This is a genomic window from Haloarcula sediminis (assembly GCF_035656455.1).
Lineage (GTDB): Archaea > Halobacteriota > Halobacteria > Halobacteriales > Haloarculaceae > Haloarcula > Haloarcula sediminis.
Genome location: NZ_JAYMGA010000008.1, coordinates 95,079 through 114,733, shown reverse-complemented (window position 1 = coordinate 114,733; position 19,655 = coordinate 95,079). Strand labels below are relative to the sequence as shown.

Below are 19,655 nucleotides of genomic sequence, written 5' to 3'. Positions count from 1 at the left end.
TGTCGGATGTGTCACAGCGGCTGGGCGTCCCCGCTTGACAACGCTTAAGCGCCCCTCGTGGTTACGCCGGGCCAATGAAAGTCGTCGTCAACGTCGGTGGGAGCGTTCTCGCCCCCGACCTCGAGCCGGACCGGGTAGCCGACTACGCGGCCGCCATCCAGTCGCTGGATTCGGCGGGCCACACGCTGGGGGCGGTCGTCGGTGGCGGCCCCACGGCCCGCGAGTACATCGAGACCGCCCGCGAGCTGGGAGCAAACGAGATAGAGCTCGACCAGCTGGGCATCGCCGTCACCCGGCTGAACGGTCGACTGCTCATCGCCGCGCTCGACGACCGCGCCGCGGCCACGCCCGCGGAGAGCTACGAGAGCGGCCGCGAGGCCATCCGCCGCGGTGACATCCCCGTGCTGGGCGGCATCGTCGCCGCACAGACGACCGACGCCGTCGCTGCCGCCTTCGCCGAGTACGTCGGCGCCGACCTCCTCGTGTATGCGACCTCCGTTAACGGAGTCTACAGCGCCGACCCGAACAGCGACGACGAGGCGACCCGCTTCGACCAGCTGACCGCCGGGGAACTCGTCGACGTCATCGGCGACATAGAGATGAACGCCGGCTCCAGCGCGCCGGTCGACCTGCTCGCGGCCAAGGTGATAGAGCGGTCGGGCATCCGCACCATCGTGCTGGACGGGACCGACCCCCAGCGGGTCATCGACGCGGTACAGGACGGCGAGTTCGACGGCACCGAGATCCTCCCGGGAGCATAGATGGCCGAGGACCCCTACGAGGTCGGCCGCGGCAGCGACCGGGCGTTCTGGGCGGACTCGGTCGCTGACGCCGTCGAGGCCCGCGACCCGGACGACCCCATCGTGGTCAAGGGCGGGGTGTCGCCCTCGGGCGTGCCCCACATCGGCCACTTCAACGAGATAATGCGGGGCTACTACGTCGCCCAGTCCCTCCGTGACCGCGGCTACGAGGTCCGGCAGGCCTTCACCGCCGACGACAAGGACCGCCTGCGGGCGGTCCCCCGACAGCTCGCGGACCTCGACTGGAACGTCGTCGGGCTGGGCGAGGTCGACGCCGGCGCGCTCGGCCGGAACCTCGGGAAGCCCTACACGGATATTCCCGACCCCTTCGACTGTGACTGTGGCTCATACGGCGCCCACTTCACCAACCTGCTGAAAAAGAGCGCCGAGCTCGTCGGCATCGACATCGACTTCGTCTCGAACACCGAGCTGTACGCCGACGGCGAGTTCGAGGCCGTCACGCGACGGGTGCTGGAGCGGGCCGACCGCGCCCGCGAGGTGCTCGCACAGTACCAGAACAAGGTCGACGACGACTACGTCCCCTTCCTCCCGCAGTGTGAGGAGTGTGGGAAGCTCACCGAGGGCGTCACCGATGTCGACCTCGACGCCGGCGAGGTCCACTACGTCTGTGAAGACGTCGAGGCCGGCGACCAGACCATCGAGGGCTGTGGCCACGAGGGCGTCGCCACGCTCCGGGAGGGCAAGCTGCCCTGGCGCTTCGAGTGGCCCGGCCAGTGGGAGATCCTGGGCGTGGACTTCGAGCCCTTCGGGAAAGACCACGCGGAGGGCTCCTGGCCCTCCGGCGAGGACATCGCCGAGAACGTCCTCGACATCGAGCCGCCGGTCCCGATGGTGTATGAGTGGTTCACGCTGGAGGGCGAACCACTCTCGTCCTCCTCGGGCAACGTCGTCACCGTCGACGAAGTCCTGGATATTCTGGAACCCGAGGTGCTGCGGTACTTCTTCGTGAAGAACCCCCGCAAACAGCGGGACTTCTCCATCACCGACGTGGACCGACTCGTCGACGAGTTCGACCGGTTCGAGGGGGTATACTTCGGCGACATCGAGCCCCGCGACGAGGCCGAGCGGGAACTCGCCGAGCGGGCCTACCCCGTGGTCGTCGACGAGCCCCGCGAAGAACGGGTGCGCATCCCCTACACCTTCGCCGCCGTCCTGGGGATGACCGAGGACCCCGAAATCAGAGAGCAGATCGCCCGCAAGGAGGGGCACATCCCCGAGGACGCGCCGGAGTGGGCCGTCGAGGACGCCCTGGCCCGCGTCGAGCGCGCACAGCACTGGGCGCGCCGGACCGGAAACGAGTTCGACTACGAGCTAAAGCGCGCCGAGATGCCCGACGTGGAGTTCGACCCCGAGATGGAAGCCGCGCTGGACGAGCTCGCCGACTTCGTCGAGGCGGGCCACGACGGCGAGGCCATCCAGAGCGAGATCTACGAGACCGCAAAGCGAAACGACATCGACACCTCCGAGTTCTTCGCCGCGGGGTACCGGCTGCTGTTCGACGACACCGAGGGCCCGCAGCTGGGCCCGTTCATGGGCAAGCTCGACCGGGACTTCGTCGTTCGGCGTCTCCGGCGGGACGCCTGAGCAAGCGTTCGGACGTGGCTCTAAGTGGGTAGCGGCCGTACGTGCCGGTATGTCAGACCTGTCCGACACGGACGATTCGGCTGCACAGTCATCGAACACGTCGACGGCGTTTCGTCTCGGCCGGCTGCTGTACGGCGGTGTCCTCACCGTGATGGCCGTCGACGGGCTCCGGAACGCCGAGGCGCGCGCCCAGTACGCCGAGGCCAAGGGCGTCCCGATGCCGGCGGCCTCGAACAAGGCCGCCCACGGACTCCTGCTGTTTGGGGGTATCGGCGTCTCGCTGTGGCGGCTTCCCCGGCTGGCCGCCCTCGCCGTGGCGACGTTCTTCCTCGGCGTCACCCCCATGATGCACGACTTCTGGGCGGCAGAGGACGACGAGGCCCAGCAGGAACAGATTAACTTCCTGAAGAACACGGCGCTGTTCGGGACGGCTCTGGCGCTGCTTGGCGTCGCGAGTCGGGAGTAACGGTCACGCGCCCGGCGCGTACGCGGCTTGTGGCTCAGCACAGTCAAACCAAACCCTCTTGCTTTGCTGGCCCAATCTCTCAGTAAATGGTCGGCACGCTGACGTGGGTCCTCGTCGGACTCGCCGCGTACACGCTTGCGGCGATGGGACTCAGATCCCGCGGTGTAATACCCGAGTACGTCAACCTCAGCGGTCCGCTCGCGACGATTCACACCCAGCGGGGCAAGCAGATACTGACACGGCTTGCCCGGCCGAAGCGGTTCTGGCGCGCCTGGGGGAACCTGGGGGTCGGCGCCGCCCTGGTCGTGATGGTGGGCTCGTTCCTGCTGGTCGCTTTCAGCGCCTACCAGGCGGTGGTCAACCCACAGCCCTCGGCGCTGAACGAGCCCCGCAACGCCTTGGCGATTCCGGGCGTCAACGACTTCCTCCCGCTGTCGGTCGCGCCCGAAATCGTCTTTGGCCTAGTGCTTGCCCTCGTCGTCCACGAGGGCGGCCACGGGCTGTTCTGCCGGGTCGAGGACATCGACATCGAGTCGATGGGGCTGGCGCTGCTTGCAGTCGTCCCCATCGGCGCCTTCGTCGAGCCCGACGAGACGGAGCTGCTGAAGTCGGACCGGGGCGCACAGGTACGGATGTACGCCGCCGGGGTGACGAACAACTTCGCGCTGTCTTTCATCGCGCTTCTCCTGCTTTTCGGGCCGATTGCGGGCTCTATCGCGGTCGTCGACGGCTACCACGTCGGCGGCACCGTCGAGGAGACCCCCGCGGCACAGGCCGGCATCGAATCGGGTGACGTGATAACGGGTATCAACGGCCAAACAGTCCAAAGCCCCAGCGACATGGAGTCGACGCTCGCGGCGACCAACGAGACGCGCGTGACGGTGGACTTCCGGGACAAGGAGTCCGCGACGGTCCGGCGGTCGGCGGTCGTCAGCAGCGCCATCGAGAGCGCCCCGCTGGAAAGCGGCGAGACCATCGTCAGCGTCAACGGGACGACCGTCTCGACGACCGAGCAGTTCATCGACGCCGCGCGGGCCCACCCCGTCGCGGAGCTTCGGACGGAGGGCGGCCGGACCGTGGTGATGCCGACCGGGAGCTACGCGCTCGTCAGCCCCGACGGGGCGCTCGCGGGTGAGGGTGCGCCCGCCGAAGCCGGCGTCGTCATCACGCAGATAGACGGCGAGCGGACCGTGAACACGGCCGAGTTGCGGGAGGTGTTGGACAACCGCTCGGCCGGTGAGGAACTCACGGTCACCGCCTACGTCGACGGCGACCGGCAGACCTACAACGTCACTGCCGGCGACGACGGCACCGGAGGCGCGCTACTGGGTATCGCTCCACAGGCGGGCGTGTCGGGCATCGAGGTCAACGACTTCGGCCTCGACCAGTATCCGGCGGCGGCCTTCCTGAACGCCGTCGGCGGGAACGCTGACCAGGCGGCCGACACCGGCTTCTTCCAGCAGCTGTACTTCGCCTTCGTCCTCCCGGTCATCGGGGAGGCCCCGGGCGGCGGCCTCGGGTACAACTTTCCCGGCTTCACCGGCTTCTGGGCCGACTTCTACACCGTCGACGGGCCCCTCTCCGTCCTCGGTGACTCGGCCGTGTTCCTGCTTGCGAACGTCCTGTTCTGGACCGGGTGGATAAACATCGTCATCGGCCAGTTCAACCTCATCCCGACCTTCCCGCTCGACGGGGGCCACATCCTCCGGGCCTCGACCGAGTCCATCGTCTCCCGGCTACCCGTCCCCGGCCGGCGGAGCCTCACGACGGCCGTGACACTCGCGGTGACGGCGTCGATGATAGGCGGCCTCTTCGTGATGCTGTTTGGCCCGCGATTCTTCGCGTAAGCCCGGCGTTTCGTTACCCATTTACTCCCCGCGGTGAGAGAGGGGCGTATGTTCAGACAGCTCCGCTCCGAGGCCGAAGACGCGCTCCGTTCGGCGTTGACGGCTCTGGACCTCCCGACCGGGGACCTCGGTATCGAGGAGCCCCCGGAGGACGTCGATGCCGTTCTCGCTTCGAGCGCCGCGTTCCGCCTGGCCGGCGAGATGGGGGCGCCGCCGCCGAAAGTGGCCGCCGACATCGCCGACGCGGTCGAGACCGGATCGCTCGACTACGTCAGTGCCGTGACCACGCAGGGCCCGTACGTGAACTTCCTGCCGAGCGAGGCCTACTTCGCCGAGACGCTGGGGGCGGCCACCGACGAGTCGTTCGGCCGGCTGCCCGACCGCGAGACAAGCGTCGTCGTCGAACACACCTCCGCGAACCCGACCGGCCCGGTCCACGTCGGCCGGGCGCGCAACCCGATAATCGGGGACGCCGTCGCCCGCGTGCTCGATTACGCCGGCTACGACGTCGACCGCCACTACTACGTCAACGACGCCGGCCGCCAGATAGCGGTGTTCACCTGGGCCTACGAGACCTTCGACGAGGGCGACCTCCCCGAACCCGAACGGGACTCCCCCGAGTACGAGATGGTCCGCTACTACCGCAAGGGGAACTCGTTCCTCGAAGACGGTCCGGAAAGCGAGGTCGAGGCGGCCGAAGCGGAGATACAATCCATCCTCCAGGGGCTGGAAGAGGGCGACGAGGACACCTACGACCGCGTCGCCGAGGTGGTCGATACGGTCCTTGGCGGGATGCAGGCCACGCTCTCCCGGCTCCCCGCCGAGTTCGACGAGTTCGTCAAGGAGACCCGGTTCATGCGAAACGGCGACACAGACGCGCTGGTCGACCGGCTGAAGGAGCTCGACTGTGCTGTCTACGACGAGGACGCCTGGCAGCTCGACCTGCCCGACTTCGAGAAGAACCTCGTCTTCCTGCGCTCCGATGGGACCTCCCTGTACACGACGCGGGACCTCGCCCACCACGAGTGGAAGTTCGACAACTACGACCGCGCCGTCACCGTGCTGGGCGAGGACCACCACCTGCAGGCCGACCAGCTCGCTGCGGCGCTCGAACTGCTGGGCGAGGACACCGACCAGCTCCAGCAGGTGTTTTACTCCTGGGTGAACCTCCCCGAGGGCGGCATGAGTACCCGGGAAGGGACCGGTATCGACCTCGACGACCTGCTCGACGAGGCCATCACCCGCGCTCGCGACGAGGTCGAGTCCCGGCTGGACGACCGGACGCGGGGGGACTTAGACGAGGCCGACATCGAACGCATCGCCCACCAGGTCGGCGTCGGCGCGGTGCGCTATGACATCGTCTCGAAACAGCCCACGAAGGGCATCACCTTCGAGTGGGAGCGCGCGTTGGACTTCGAGGCCCAGTCCGCCCCCTACGTCCAGTACGTCCACGCCCGCTGCTGTGGCATCACCGAGGACGCCGGCGAGATACCCGACGACCCCGACTTCGACCAGCTGGGCGAGCCGGAGGAACTGGACCTCCTGCGCGTGCTCGCGCGGTTCCCCGCCGTCATCGAGGAAGCGGCCGACGACCTCCAGCCCCACACGGTCGCCACCTACACCCGCACCGTCGCGGAGACGTTCAACGCCTTCTATCGGGAGTGTCCCGTCCTCGACGCCGACGAAGAGACGCGTGCGGCGCGGCTCGCTCTCGTCGCCGGGACTCGACACACCGTCGCGAACGCGCTGGACGCCATCGGTATCGAAGCACCGACGTCGATGTGACCCCACAGCAGTAGTCGACAGTTTTTGAGTGGTGGTCAACGTCGTTCACAGCCGAAAGTGTCAGTCTGCCCATAGCCGGTTGACCGGCCGGCAGGGTGGGACTGAAAGGGGCCGGGCTCTCGGCGTTCGAGACGATGTAAGCACTACAGTGAACGAAGCGCGCAGCGAGTCGCAGTAGCCGAGAGTCCGGGGGCTTTCTGGCCCGCAGTGATTTCAGCGGTTGTACTCGAAACGTCCGCATAGCCTCCCGAAGAAACGATCACCTAGTTGAACAGCCCGAAGACGCCGCCGGAGCTCTCCTCCTCGTCGGGGTCGTCGGTGGCCGTCGCCGTGTCCGGCTCGTCGAGGAACCAGGCGTCGTCGACGACGGTATCGAGGTCGACCTCGGCGGTGTCGTCCTGGAAGAAAACGCCTTCGAGTGCGTCGGTCAGGCGGAGATAGGCGTCGGCGGCGGGGCTGTCGGGTTCGTAGCGGACCAGCGGTTCCTCGTGGGTCGCCTGCGGGTCGTCTGGGATGACCGCGAGCAGCGGGAACTCGAAGCGCTCGTTGATGTCGGCGACGTCCGTGTTGCGGGTGACGCGGGTGATGATACCGCCGAGGACGGTGCCGTCGATGCGTTCTGCCAGCTGGGCGGTCTTGACCGTATCGCCGACCGCGACGTCGTCGGGGGTTGTGACGAGGACGATGCCGTCGGCAAGCCCCAGCGGGACGGCGACTTCGTGGCTCAGGCCGGCACCGGTGTCGATGATGACGACGTCGTAGGCGGCCCGGAGCGTCTTGATGACCTTGCTTAGCTTCGCCGGGTCGGCGTCGGCGAAGGCGTCCAGGGACTGCTCGCCGGCGATGACGGTCAGACCGCCGGGGGCGTCGGTCAGGGCTTCGCTGACGGCCGCGTTACCGGCCAGAATCTCGTGGACGCTTCGCTCGGGTTCGACCGCCAGCATCGACCCCAGATTCGCCATCCCGAGGTCGGCGTCGACGACGGCGACGTCGTACCCCAGTTCCTGCAGTCCCGCGCCGACGTTGACAGCAGTGGTGGTCTTACCGACCCCGCCTTTCCCGCCTGCGATGGTACAAACATACCCCGCCATAATCTGTTGTCTGTGTTCTATAGTGGCAGTCATATAAACCCGGCTGTCCGTGAGTCGTCATGACAGGCGAGCAGTACGGGAATCTGGCTGGCACCTGTCCGGGGCCACAGGGGGTGGCGCCGGTCCGGCTACCGGCGACACCTCCTGTCCGGTGGCGCGTGGGAGGGCGCGGCTCCGGGCGCGCCCGGCTCTGTCAACAGGTTCTTACGCGACACTACCGAAATTACGGTAATGAGCGAGCCCCAGGAACAGGAGCAGTCTGACAAACAGAAGTACGAGTTCAAGAAGGTCATCGAGGAACTCAAGGGGTACGAGGGCTCGGGCACGCAGCTCGTCTCTATCTACGTCCCCGAGGACAAGCTCTTGAGCGACGTCGTCGCCCACGTCACCCAGGAGCACTCCGAGGCCTCGAACATCAAATCGAAGGCCACCCGGACGGCGGTCCAGGACGCGCTGACCTCTCTCAAAGACCGCCTGCGCTACTACGACGTGAAACCCCCGGAGAACGGGATGGTGCTGTTCTCGGGCGCTATCGACACCGGCGGCGGCCGGACCGACATGGTCACGAAGGTCCTAGAGTCGCCGCCCGACCCTATCGAGTCCTTTCGCTACCACTGTGACTCGGCCTTCCTCACCGAGCCCCTGGAGAACATGCTGGCCGATAAGGGCCTGTTCGGCCTCGTCGTGCTGGACCGGCGGGAGGCAAACGTCGGCTGGCTGAAAGGCAAGCGCGTCGAGCCCGTCAAGTCCGCCTCCTCGATGGTCCCCGGAAAGCAGCGGAAGGGTGGCCAGTCCGCCCAGCGTTTTGCCCGCCTGCGCCTGGAGGCCATCGACAACTTCTACCAGGAGGTCGCCGGGATGGCCAACGACCTCATGGTCCCGGACCGCCACGAGATGGACGGCGTGCTCGTGGGCGGCCCATCGCCGACCAAAGACGAGTTCCTGGACGGCGACTACCTCCACCACGAGCTACAGGACATGGTGCTGGGGAAGTTCGACATCGCCTACACCGACGAGTCCGGACTGTACGACCTGGTCGACGCCGCCGAGGACGTCCTGGAGGAACACGAGATGCTCCAGGACAAGCAGGTCATGGAGGAGTTCTTCAAACAGCTCCACGACGGGGACAAGGCCACCTACGGCTTCGACCAGACCCGTCAGAACTTAAATATGGGCGCCGTCGAGGAGCTGCTCATCTCGGAGGACCTCCGGAAAGACGTCGTCGCCTACACCTGCGAGAACGGCCACGACGAGTACGACCTCATCGACAGCTCGAAGCCGACCCCCGATCATGAGTGTACGCGCTGTAGCGCCACCGTCGACGCCGACGAGGGCGAACGCGAGGACGCCATCGACCACCTGATGGAGCTGGCCGACCAGCGGGGCACGGAGACGGTGTTTATCTCCACGGACTTCGAGAAGGGCGAGCAGCTCCAGACCGCCTTCGGGGGCGTCGCCGGGTTGCTCCGCTACTCGACGGGCGTGTAAGCGTCAGAATGGGGAGTGGGTGGGGTGAGTGGACAGAGTGTCAGTCCACGAGCGGGCACACTTTCGTCTGCCGCGTTTCGTGCAAGCACTGGCACGTATAAAATATGGGTACCTAACTCGTTAGGAACGGCTCAGAGGAGCTGTTCGAGCTGCCGGCGGCGGGCGGCGAGGTCGACGTGAGCGTCATCCCCGTAGCTGTCTGCCAGCCGGTCCACGGCGAGCAACGGGTCCGTGCCGGCCCGCTCTACCCGTTCGAGCAGCGCGGTTATCTCCGTTCGATGCAGCGCCAGCGAGTCGAGCAACCCCACGAGCAACACCAGCGGAAGGGCGGCCTCGGGGTCCGACGGGACGGCGTCGTCGAGCGCGGCCAGGTCCGGGACGCCGTCGGGTGCGTCCGCGCTCGGTTCCATCGCCAGACAGGCACGACACACCGCCACGGCCGGCGCGCCACCGGGCAGTTGCTCGCGTAGCTCCGCGGGCACCGGAACGGCGACTGTCTCGCCACCGCAGGACTGACAGGGCATAGAGAGAAAGAGACAGGTCCGTCAGTCGTCGGCCGTGAGCGGCTCCGCTTCCTCGTCTTCGGCCTCCTCGGCCGCGAGGGCGTCTTCCTCCTCTTCTTTCTTGGCTTTGATCTTCTTCATGCGGAAGATCTCTTCGCGCTCTTGCTCTTCGAGTTTCTGCTCGATGTACTCCTTGTTGTCGTGGAGGTCGGGCAGGAGCTTGAACTCGAGGGCGTTGACGCGTCGCTTTGTGGTCTCGATTTCCTCCAGCATCTTCTTCATCGCCGTCTCGACCTCGGCCGCGAGGATGATGTTCTCGATGAGTTCCTCGTAGGCGTCGGCGGCCTCGTCGATGCGGGCGGAGGTGCCCATCACGCCGTAGCCGCGTTCGTCCAGGGACTTCTTGACCCCCGTCGAGTCGATCTGGGGGACGACGACGCCCATGATGTTTTTCGACTGGGTCGTCAGCTCGGGGTGTTCCTTGAGCGCGGCCGCGGCACCCCGGACCGCCACGTCGCCCTCCATCGCCCGGGCCTTGTTGATAGCGTCCTGGGCGCGGTCGTAGGAGTCGTCCAGGTCCTCGCGAACGTCCTGTGCCTGGTCGAGGATGTCCATGAACTCCATGATGAGGCCGTCACGCTTCTTCTCCAGCGTATCGTGCCCGCGCTCGGAGAGCTCGATGCGGTCCTCTATCTGCATCAAGTTCTTCCGGGTCGGTTTGACGTCCTTCGCCATTACAGGGCCGTTTCGGGCGTAGCCAGTTAACCGTTTTCAGTCGGCTCGGGGCCGGCGCTATCCGTTTCGCGGTCGAAAAAAGCGGAACCGGCCGCCGTGTCTCACGGGACCCGGCGTTCCCCGCTTGGCTCCCGTGATCGCCGGTGATTTCGCTTACGGTTCGAGGGCGGTCGCTTCGCTCACCTCAGTCGTCGGCGGGCGTCGCGCCCGTCGGTGCGGCCGCACCGTCGAGGACGCTGTGGCTCCGCAGGAGGATGAACCCGAAGCCGACCTTCGCGACCAGGTCGATGACCATGAAGCCGGCCGTCTCGCTGAAGATGCCGACCAGTCCGAGCCCCTCGGTGCCGATGAGCCACCAGACGGGGTAGACCAGCCAGACGACCGCAACGAGGTTCCGAAGCGTACGGAACGTGCCCTGGGTGTCACTGGGGAGATCGGTCACCCTGCTCGACAGCGTGCTGAACAGGAAGTACAGCAACACGAGCAGGAAGGCGGTGCTGATGCCCCACCAGACGAGCCGCTCCGCGCCCGCCGAGAGGACGCCGCTCCCGGCCGACAGCGTCGCCAGCACGCCGGTACCGATCATCAACACGTCGAGGCTGACGAGCGTCGAGATGGTGTTGCGGTCCGCCCCCGCGAGCAAAGCGAGGTCGTACAGCAACAACGGCGTGGTAAACAGCCAGTCCGTGTACCGGGCCCAGTAGATGGGCGCCTCCGGGTCGTTCGGCAGGTCGATGATGGTCAGCCCGAACCCGAGCGCCATCATCAGGTAGTTCACGAACGCGATCGCTGTTATCAGTATCGTCGCGATGTAGAACTTCTGCCGACGGTCGTCAGTCTCACCCCAGCCTCGGCCGATGAAGTACAGCATGCCGAGGAACATGCCTGCTGTGCCGATCCATAGCCATATCTGTTCGCTCCCTGGTTGTGGCATAGTGCATGTGCATTTTGGGTTCGACAAGTGAAGTTTAGCACACCCAATCAGTTGGGTGTGAAGGGGCAAGCGTTGCGCCGTCGGGGTAGACAGCTAAAATGAGGCGGCAGTTGCAAGGCCCGGGAGAGTCGTGGCCCGCAGTTAGTCCGCGGCGACTTCTTCGGCTGTCTCGTCCTCGCGGTAGTGCTCCTCGATGAGCTCCTCGTCGACGCGGTTAAGCGCGTCTTTCGGGAGCATCGAGAGCAGGTCCCAGCCGAGTTCGAGCGTCTCGTCGATGTCGCGGTCCGTGTCGGTCCCCTGGTCGACGAACTCCTCCTCGAAGCGGTCAGCGAAGTCCAGATACTTGTTGTCCAGGTCCGACAGCGCCTCGCGGCCGACGATGTTGACGAGGTCGCGCAGGTCCTCACCCTCCGCGTACGCGGCGAAGATCTGGTCTTTCACGTCGGCGTGGTCGGCACGGGTCAGCCCTTCACCGATACCGTCGTCCATCAGCCGCGACAGCGACGGCAGGACGTTGATCGGCGGCTGGACGCCCTGGCTGTTGAGGTCCCGGTCGATGTAGATCTGGCCCTCCGTGATATACCCCGTGAGGTCCGGAATCGGGTGGGTGTCGTCGTCGCCCGGCATCGTGAGGATGGGAATCTGCGTGACAGACCCCTCGCGGCCCTCGATGCGGCCGGCCCGCTCGTAGAGCTGGGCCAGGTCCGTGTACATGTAGCCGGGGTAGCCACGCCGGCCCGGGACCTCCTCACGCGCGGCGCCGATCTCTCGCAGCGCCTCGCAGTAGTTGGTCATGTCCGTCAGGATGACCAGCACGTGGTAGTCCTTCTCGAAGGCCAGATACTCGGCGGTGGTGAGCGCGAGGCGGGGCGTGATGGTCCGCTCGACGGCCGGGTCGTCGGCGAGGTTCATGAAGACGACCGAGCGTTCCAAGGCGCCGGTGCGCTCGAAGTCGTCCATGAACTCGTTTGCCTCCTCGGCCGTGATACCCATCGCGCCGAAGATGACGGCGAACTCAGAGCCCTCGTCGTCGTCGCCTTCCTCTTCTTCTGGCACGGACGCCTGTCGCGCGATCTGGAGCGCGAGATCGTTGTGCGGGAGCCCGGACGCCGAGAAGATGGGCAGTTTCTGGCCGCGCACGAGCGTGTTCATGCCGTCGATGGCGCTCACGCCGGTCTGGATGAACTCCTCGGGGTACTCCCGGGAGTAGGGGTTGATGGCCGCGCCGACGATGTCCTGGCGCTCGTCGGGGACGATTTCGGGCCCGCCGTCGATGGGCTGGCCGGTCCCGTCCATGACCCGCCCCAGCAGGTCCTCGGTGACGGGCATTTTCATCGTCTCGCCGAGGAAGCGAACGGAGGCGTCGCGGTCGATACCTTCCGTCCCCTCGAACACCTGAATGGCGACGTAGTCGCTCGCCGATTCGAGCACCTGGCCGCGGCGCATCTGGCCGTCGCTGGTCTCGATCTCGACGATCTCGTCGTAGCCGACCGGCTCGTCGGTCTCGACAAAGACCAGCGGGCCGCTTATCTCGGTGATTGTCTGGTACTCTTTCATTAGTATAGCTCCCGGAGCTCCGAGGCGATGTCGTCCTCGAGCTCGTCGATGTACTCGTTGTAGTCCTCCTGGACGCCGATGCGGTTGAGACGGGGCGCGGCTTCGATGTCGGTGAGCTCCTCGACGGGCACGCCGGCATCGAGCGCATCGAAGGCCTCGTCGTTGTACGTCTTGATGGCGTCCATGATGCGGTACGTCTTCTCGGGCTCGCAGTAGGTGTCGGTCGGGTGGAACGCGTTCTGCTGGAGCCACGCCTCACGCAGGTAGCGGGCGATTTCCAGGGTCAGCTGCTGGTCCTCGGGCAGGGCGTCCTTCCCGACGAGCTGGACGATCTCCTGCAGTTCGGCTTCCTCGTCCAGCGTGTCGATGGCCCACTGTCGCGTCTCGGGCCAGTCCTCGCGGACGTTGTCGACGAACCACGGGTCCAGCTGTTCGCGGTACAGCGAGTAGGACTCGTTCCAGTTGATAGAGGGGAAGTGCCGGCGTTCGGCGAGGTCGGCGTCCAGGGCCCAGAACGTCTTGACGATACGCAGCGTGTTCTGGGTCACCGGCTCGGAGAAGTCCCCGCCGGGCGGCGAGACGGCGCCGATGACGGAGACGGAGCCCTCGGTGCCGTTGATGTTCGTGAAGTAGCCGGCCCGCTCGTAGAAGGCCGAAAGGCGAGCGGAGAGGTACGCGGGGTACCCCTCCTCGCCGGGCATCTCCTCCAGTCGCGAACTGATTTCGCGCATGGCCTCGGCCCACCGGGAGGTGGAGTCGGCCATCAGCGCCACGTCGTAGCCCATGTCGCGGAAGTACTCCGCGATGGTGATTCCCGTGTAGACACAGGACTCACGCGCCGCGACGGGCATGTTCGACGTGTTCGCGATGAGGCAGGTCCGGTCCATCAGGGCGTTGCCCGTGATGGGGTCTTCCAGTTCCGGGAAGTCCTCGATGACTTCCGTCATCTCGTTGCCACGCTCGCCACAGCCGACGTAGACGACGATGTCCGCGTCGGCCCACTTGGCGAGCTGATGCTGGGTGACGGTCTTCCCCGAGCCGAAGGGACCGGGAATCGCCGCGGTCCCGCCCTTCGCGATGGGGAAGAGGCCGTCGAGCACGCGCTGGCCCGAAATCAGCGGTTCGGTCGGCGTCTCCTTGTCGACGGAGGGCCGCTGCTCTCGCACCGGCCACTCCTGTCGCATCTGGATCTCCTCGCCCGAGTCGAGTTCGACGACCGTCTCCTCGACAGTGAACTCGCCCGACTCGATGGCGGTGACCTCGCCGCCCTCCGAGTCCGGCGGGACCATCACCTTGTGGTCGATACTGGGCGTCTCGGGGACGGTGCCGACGATGTCGCCGGCCTCGACCTCGTCGCCTTCCGCGACTTCCGGCTGGAACTCCCAGGTCTTCTCTAAGTCGATGCCCGGCGCGTCGACACCGCGGTCGAGATACGCCGAGCCCATCTTCTCCTCGAGGACGTCGAGCGGGCGCTGGACGCCGTCGTAGATGGCGTCGAGCATCCCCGGCCCGAGGTCCACCGACAGGGGGGCGCCGGTCCCCTCGACCGGTTCGCCCGGGGAGACCCCGGAGGTCTCCTCGTACACCTGGATGGTGGTGATGTTGCCTTCGATCTCGATGACCTCGCCCATCAGCCCTTCCGAACCGACGTAGACGACGTCGTTCATCCGGGCGTCGAGGTCCCGAGCCGTTACGACCGGTCCCGAGACGCTTTCGATTGTGCCGTCCTCACGGACGTCGGATTCTGTTGCTTGACTCATAGTTTACTCCTCGTCCATCAGGTCGATACCGATGGCTCGTTTGATCTGTTCACGCAGCCCGCCGCTGCCGGCGCCCTCGCCGCCCAGCGTCACCAGCACGGGTTCGACGCTCGTCTCGGCGTCCTTGCGGACGCCACGCGAGAGGTGGTCCATGTCGTCGTCGTGCATCACGACGATGCCGACGTCGTCGTCTTCGAGCATCTCCGAGACGGCGTCGTCCAGCTGCTCGTCTTTTGCCTCGGCGGGGACGTCCGCGAACTTGCGGACCCCCGCCAGCCGAAAGCCCGTCGTGAACTCCGGACTCCCGATGACTGCTATCTCCTGGCTCATAGTATCACCAGCTCCTGTTCGATCTCGTCGGGGCCAAGCCCCGCCTCGCGACCGCGGGCGATGGCCCGGATGTTGTCGACCTCGCGCTCCTTGGCGAGGATGTAGGACAACACCGGACAGACCGACAGCGGGTAGCGGTTCGACAGTTTGTCCGCGTACTCAAGCAGCGCCGCGTCCAGCGCCCGCTCGAACTCGACCAGACTCCCGGCGTCTTCCAGCTCCGAGAGCGCCGAGTCGAGGTCATCGCCGTACGTGCTCTCACGCACCGCGGTGACCAGTCCGTCGACGTTCGTGGCGAGCTGTGCGAGCGACTGCTCGTCGAACAGCTTCCCGCCGTCGATGTAGTACTCCGCGGGGTCCGTGTCGGCCCCGCTGTGGGCCAGCCGCAGGGCGTTCCGGAGGTTCCGGAAGTCCACTTCCGTCCGCAGGAACTGGACGTACAGCCCCGTCGGGCTGTCACGCTCCGGATTGCTGGGCAGGCCATCGAGCAGCGTCTCGTAGAAGGCGCGGTCGATGGCGTTTTCCAGGGGCACGAGGACGTTCTGGGCCTCGTAGACCTCGTAGGCCTCCGCCAGCGAGTCACCGAAGATGGTGTCATCCAGCGACTCGACGACCTCCTCGATGGAGCTCGCGGCGAGTAGCTGGTCGACGCGCTTCTCGCTGAACTCGCCGGCGCGGATGAGGTCGTCATCGACGTCGGCCGAGTCGGCCTCCGCGTACAGCCCGCGGATGACCGTCTTGACGTTCCACGCGTCGAACTTCCGCAGGTAGCGGGCGACGTAGTCATACAGCGCCCCCTCGGACCAGCGCAGCAGGTCGTCGAAGTGTTTCGCGAGGTTGCGGTTCAGCGCGTACTCGACGAGGTCCGAGCCGCTGTATCGGGCCCCGAGCGCGTTCATCTCGGTCTCGTATTCGGTCTCCTCCATGAAGCGAGCGATCTCGCTCGTCCCCATGCGGACCAGCTTCCGGTAGTCGTCGTCGTCGAACAGCGAGCCGCGCCGGGAGCGCACCCGGGCGATGACGTACTCGTAGTTGCTGGTCCGACTACCTGAGCCGTAGAGACTCATTGGTCGTCGAAGAGGCGGTCGCTGATTGCTTTCAGGTTGTCCTCCCAGACCGACTCCAGGACGGAGTCGAACGTGTTGTTCACACGGACCCGGGAGGCTTCGCTCTCGACTACCACACCGCCGAGACACTCCCGCTCACCGGCGAACGTTGCGTCGTCGTACTCAGTGAGGATATCCTCGATGAGCGACCGGTCCTCGGCGCGACCGTGGACCCGGAGCTCGGCGCCGTCGTCGAACTCGGCGACCGCGCCCTCGAGCAGCTCGCGGGTCAGCTCCTCGCGTCGGTCGCCTTCGAGGTCGGCGATGGCCGCTTCGACGTCGGCGCGGACGTCTTCGAGCACGTCGCGTCGGGCGCCCAGCCGGGCCTGCTTGGCCTCGAGCTTCGCAGAGGAGAGGCGCTGTTCGCGCTCCTGGGCGATTTCGCGCTCGACCTCGGCCTCGCGCTCCTCGCGTATCTCCTCGGCGTCGGCCTCGGCCTCGGCACGTATCTCCTCGGCGCGCTCGTCGGCGTCCGCCCGTATTTCCTCTGCACGTGCGCGGGCCTCGTCTCGGATGTCCTCTACGACTGTTTCAAGGCTCATTGTTTGAAAAGGGGGATGTGGTTTAGACGACGAAGACGACGACCAGCGCGAGAATGACGAGCGTTTCCGGCAGGACTGTCAGGATGAGCCCCTGGCCGAACAGGCTGTCGTCTTCCGCGATAGCGCCGACCGCGGCCGAGCCGATACCTCGCTCTGCGTAGCCCGAGCCGAGTGCGGCCAGTCCGACGGCGAGTGCGGCAGCACCGGGACCCGTGATTGCAGGCGAAGATTCTTGTAGTACAGTGCCGACAAGGGGTGCGATAGTATCGATCATTGTTGAAGTCCTCTGTGAAGTTGCTCGTGTCCGAACAGGCGTAACTGACGCCACGGAGTTCATAAAGGTTCCCAAAACGGTTCGTCAGCAGGCTATCCGGCGGTTCTGCCCGCTTCTATCGGTGGGTGTTAATACCTCGCAACCGGTGGTCCCTCTCGGTGAATCGAGCTCGCGCGGTCGAAAGAAAGCGCCCGAAGGGCGTCAGTCGTCGGTCGTGTACGTCCGCTCGTAGCCGAACGGACTGTACTGTTTCCCGCCGCCCTCGAAGAACTTCCCGAAGAACTCGACGTACTCGAGACGCACGGCCTGCAGTCCGGCGCTCGTAACGCCAAGGACCAACACCAGCAGGTGCCCGATGACGAGTACGAGCAGCCCGCCCACGAGGCCGGCGATGCCCGAGTGCATCAGTCCGGGGAAGACGATAGATTCGGCACCGTACTCGGCGATAGCGTACTCCGGGCCGTGGCCGATGAGGAAGTGCCACTCCCCGTGGTGCTCGTAGGCACCGAAAAACAGCAGGTTGACCACGAAGGCCATCCCGGCCTTCGCGAGCAACACCGCCGCCAGTCGGGTGTACGAGAGCACGTTCACGAGGACGTTGAGGAACTCGACGACCTCGACGGGGTCGGCCAGATACAGCAGGACGACGCCGACGAAAAACGGCACGAGCCACGCCGAGAACGGCGCACCGATGACCGGAATGGTAAACAGGTCAAGGGCCGGGACGCCGGTAAAGCCAAGCGCGTACGGGTTCCCGGCGAAGACGCCGCTCTCGGCCGTGTAGAGGAAGTCGGGTGCCGTGCCGTTGGCGCCGGAGAACACCCAGGCCCACAGGCCAAAGAGCATCAGCAGCCACGACCCGCTCTCGGTGACCGCGTCCCAGAGCCCGTGGCCGAGGTTCTCGACGAAATCGAGTATCCATCCGACTGCGAGGTGGGCCACACCGGCCAGGAGCCCGATTGTGAGCCACGCCAGCCCGTAGTCTGCGTAGGCGGGCTGGAGCCCCTTGTGCATCGGCGGGTGGCCGCCCCAGACGATTTCCCCGAGCTGGTGCAGGCCAAAGACCTCGCCGTACAGCACGCCGAACAGCGCCGTGAAGCCGCCGGCCCACATGGCGACGCCGCCGAGGCTCTTCAGCACGTCGCTGTCCATCGTCGCGTAGAGCCCGTAGCCGGCCAGGAGATACAGGAGACCGTACCCGAGGTCACCGATCATGAAGCCGAAGAAGGCCGGGAACGTCAGGAAGAAAAACACCGTCGGGTCGAACTCGCCGTACTTCGGACGGCTGACGACCTCGACGAGCGCCTCGAAGGGTTTGGCCGCGCCGGGGTTGTCCTGGATGACCGGCGGGCTGGAATCGCCCATCGTGACGAGGCCGCCGGCCGACGTCTTGTGTCCGCCGTCCGCGACGGCTTCCCGGCCCGCGTCTTCCTCGTCGGCGAGCGCGGCGTCGTCCTCGGTCTCGTCCCCGTGGCCGCCCTCGCCCTCGACTTCCTCGTGGGAGTGGACGTGTCCGTCGCTGTCGTACTCGGCGATTTCGAGCTTCTCGATGTCGATGGCCTCGCCGACCTCGGCCCCGACCTGCTGTTCGAACAGCTCGTACTCGTCGTCGGGAATCCACCCCTCCGCGATGAAGGCGTTGTCCGTCGTCGCGAAGGTCAGGGGTGCCTCGGCCTTCTGGACCTCGATGGAGAGTTTCTCCTCGGCGGCCAGCAGGAAGCCGGCGTAGTCCAGACGGAGCTCTTCGAGCTCCTCCTCGACAGTCGTGAGCTTGGATTCGAGCTGCTGTTTGCGGTGGTTCAGCTCCTCTAAGTACTCGGCCGGGTCGCCGTCGCCCTCGGGGACTGCCAGCGCGGAGAACGTCGCGCCGACCAGCGCGTCCTGGAGTTCCCCGTCGTCGGCCCGCGCGAAGACGGCGACGATGCCGTCCTCGTCGAAGGTCCCGTAGGCGTCGATGTCGCTGTCCTCGAGGGCGGCCGCTATCTCGTCGGCGTCGCCCTCGCCGACCGAAACGGCGAGCGTGTCGTAGCCACGGAGCAGGTCCAGGTCGATGCCGAGCCGGACGAACGGCTCCATCGTGGCGATCTCGTCTTCGACCTCGCGGAGGTCGTCCCGGATATCGTCGCGCCGGTCGTCCAGCGCGTTGACCTCCGAGCGGACCTCCTCTAGGTCCTCTTCGAGTGCCTCGTCAGTGACCAGCCGCGTCGGGCCGGCGTCGTCCTCGTCGACGTCGAGGATGGATTCGAGCGCTCGGACCGTAACGAGCTGGTCCGAAGCCTCGTCGGCACCCTCGACCGGGTCGCCGGGTTCGAACCCGTCCCACGAGCCGTCGTACTCGGTGACGTGGAGCATATCGAGGTCGTGGACGGCCTCGACGACGGAGCCCATGACCCGCTTCGACCCGGTCACCGAGACGCGGCACATCTTCTCAGGTCTGAGCATGTACCGCCTCCTCGAAGAGGTCTGTCACGTAGTCGACCACCTCACTTTCGCGCCCTTCGGCCTGCTGTTCGAGCTCCTCGCGGGCCGACTCGCCCTCCTCGATGAGCGCCTCGCGCTCGGACTCGATGTCCTCGCGGGCGTCTTCGAGCCGCTCCTGAGCCGACGCCTCGGCGTCCTCGCGTGCCTGTTCGCGAATCTCGTCGGCCTCCTCTCGGGCCGCCGCGATTGTCTCCTCGCGGTCCTCCTCGGCCTCGGCGACGATATCGTCGGCCTCCTGCTCGGCCTCCTTTATCCGGTCTAGAACTTCTGGCCGTGGCATTCTCTAATCGTCCGAACGTAACCCAAGCGGCTATTTGGTAGTTGCGAAGTTTTCGCGGTATCGAAAGCCAT

General features: G+C 66.2%; 18 protein-coding genes. 6 read left to right on the top strand and 12 right to left on the bottom strand.

The features are described 5' to 3' along the window. Nucleotides 1-74 precede the first annotated feature (74 nt). The 5 genes from pyrH to argS all read left to right on the top strand — a co-directional run bounded on the left by pyrH (nt 75) and on the right by argS (nt 6,503). Nucleotides 75-761: a UMP kinase gene (pyrH, locus tag VJ162_RS14515; protein WP_324665258.1), complete on the top strand. Its 687-nt coding sequence runs from the start codon at nt 75-77 to the stop codon at nt 759-761. Next, nucleotides 762-2,405, top strand: coding sequence for a lysine--tRNA ligase (gene lysS, locus VJ162_RS14510; protein WP_324665257.1), 1,644 nt, complete (start codon nt 762-764; stop codon nt 2,403-2,405). Nucleotides 2,406-2,454: 49 nt separating this feature from the next. Beyond that, nucleotides 2,455-2,871: a DoxX family protein gene (locus tag VJ162_RS14505; protein ID WP_324665255.1), complete on the top strand. Its 417-nt coding sequence runs from the start codon at nt 2,455-2,457 to the stop codon at nt 2,869-2,871. 86 nt (nt 2,872-2,957) lie between these two features. Continuing rightward, complete coding sequence (locus VJ162_RS14500; RefSeq protein WP_324665253.1) at nt 2,958-4,718, top strand: site-2 protease family protein; 1,761 nt, start codon at nt 2,958-2,960, stop codon at nt 4,716-4,718. A 48-nt stretch (nt 4,719-4,766) separates the two neighbouring features. Further along, on the top strand, nt 4,767-6,503 hold the full coding sequence (gene argS, locus VJ162_RS14495; protein WP_324665251.1) for an arginine--tRNA ligase: 1,737 nt from the start codon (nt 4,767-4,769) through the stop codon (nt 6,501-6,503). Nucleotides 6,504-6,766: 263 nt separating this feature from the next. Here the strand turns inward: argS and VJ162_RS14490 are convergent, their stop codons facing one another. Then, nucleotides 6,767-7,594, bottom strand: a complete 828-nt coding sequence (locus VJ162_RS14490; protein ID WP_324665404.1) for a MinD/ParA family ATP-binding protein — start codon at nt 7,592-7,594, stop codon at nt 6,767-6,769. A gap of 231 nt (nt 7,595-7,825) precedes the next feature. Between VJ162_RS14490 and prf1 the strand changes: the two genes are divergently transcribed. After that, a complete protein-coding gene (prf1, locus tag VJ162_RS14485) occupies nt 7,826-9,082 on the top strand; it encodes a peptide chain release factor aRF-1 (RefSeq protein WP_324665249.1) in 1,257 nt (418 codons plus the stop codon). A gap of 131 nt (nt 9,083-9,213) precedes the next feature. Here prf1 and VJ162_RS14480 read toward each other — a convergent pair whose 3' ends face one another. From VJ162_RS14480 to ahaH, 11 genes are all read right to left on the bottom strand, one after another. Further along, the gene (locus VJ162_RS14480) at nt 9,214-9,606 is read right to left on the bottom strand and encodes a DUF6276 family protein (RefSeq protein WP_324665246.1); all 393 of its coding nucleotides are present in this window, start codon (nt 9,604-9,606) and stop codon (nt 9,214-9,216) included. Between the two features lie 21 nt (nt 9,607-9,627). Then, nucleotides 9,628-10,320 (bottom strand): V-type ATP synthase subunit D, encoded by a 693-nt coding sequence (locus VJ162_RS14475; protein ID WP_324665245.1) that lies wholly within the window; start codon nt 10,318-10,320, stop codon nt 9,628-9,630. 184 nt (nt 10,321-10,504) lie between these two features. Beyond that, nucleotides 10,505-11,254: a bacteriorhodopsin gene (locus VJ162_RS14470; protein ID WP_324665243.1), complete on the bottom strand. Its 750-nt coding sequence runs from the start codon at nt 11,252-11,254 to the stop codon at nt 10,505-10,507. A gap of 141 nt (nt 11,255-11,395) precedes the next feature. Next, complete coding sequence (locus VJ162_RS14465) at nt 11,396-12,811, bottom strand: ATP synthase subunit B (RefSeq protein WP_324665241.1); 1,416 nt, start codon at nt 12,809-12,811, stop codon at nt 11,396-11,398. Then, a complete protein-coding gene (locus VJ162_RS14460) occupies nt 12,811-14,571 on the bottom strand; it encodes an ATP synthase subunit A (protein ID WP_324665240.1) in 1,761 nt (586 codons plus the stop codon). Before VJ162_RS14460 ends, VJ162_RS14465 begins: the two co-directional genes overlap by 1 nt. Before the next feature lie 3 nt (nt 14,572-14,574). Further along, entirely contained in the window at nt 14,575-14,901 is a 327-nt protein-coding gene (locus VJ162_RS14455) for a V-type ATP synthase subunit F (RefSeq protein ID WP_324665239.1), read from the bottom strand. After that, nucleotides 14,898-15,968, bottom strand: coding sequence for a V-type ATP synthase subunit C (locus tag VJ162_RS14450; RefSeq protein ID WP_324665238.1), 1,071 nt, complete (start codon nt 15,966-15,968; stop codon nt 14,898-14,900). Before VJ162_RS14450 ends, VJ162_RS14455 begins: the two co-directional genes overlap by 4 nt. Then, the gene (locus VJ162_RS14445; RefSeq protein WP_324665237.1) at nt 15,965-16,549 is read right to left on the bottom strand and encodes a V-type ATP synthase subunit E; all 585 of its coding nucleotides are present in this window, start codon (nt 16,547-16,549) and stop codon (nt 15,965-15,967) included. Before VJ162_RS14445 ends, VJ162_RS14450 begins: the two co-directional genes overlap by 4 nt. 22 nt (nt 16,550-16,571) lie before the next feature. Next, a complete protein-coding gene (locus VJ162_RS14440) occupies nt 16,572-16,823 on the bottom strand; it encodes a F0F1 ATP synthase subunit C (protein WP_262180016.1) in 252 nt (83 codons plus the stop codon). 201 nt (nt 16,824-17,024) lie between these two features. Next, a complete protein-coding gene (locus VJ162_RS14435; RefSeq protein WP_324665236.1) occupies nt 17,025-19,265 on the bottom strand; it encodes a V-type ATP synthase subunit I in 2,241 nt (746 codons plus the stop codon). Continuing rightward, complete coding sequence (gene ahaH, locus VJ162_RS14430) at nt 19,252-19,584, bottom strand: ATP synthase archaeal subunit H (RefSeq protein ID WP_324665235.1); 333 nt, start codon at nt 19,582-19,584, stop codon at nt 19,252-19,254. Before ahaH ends, VJ162_RS14435 begins: the two co-directional genes overlap by 14 nt. Between the last annotated feature and the right edge of the window lie 71 nt (nt 19,585-19,655).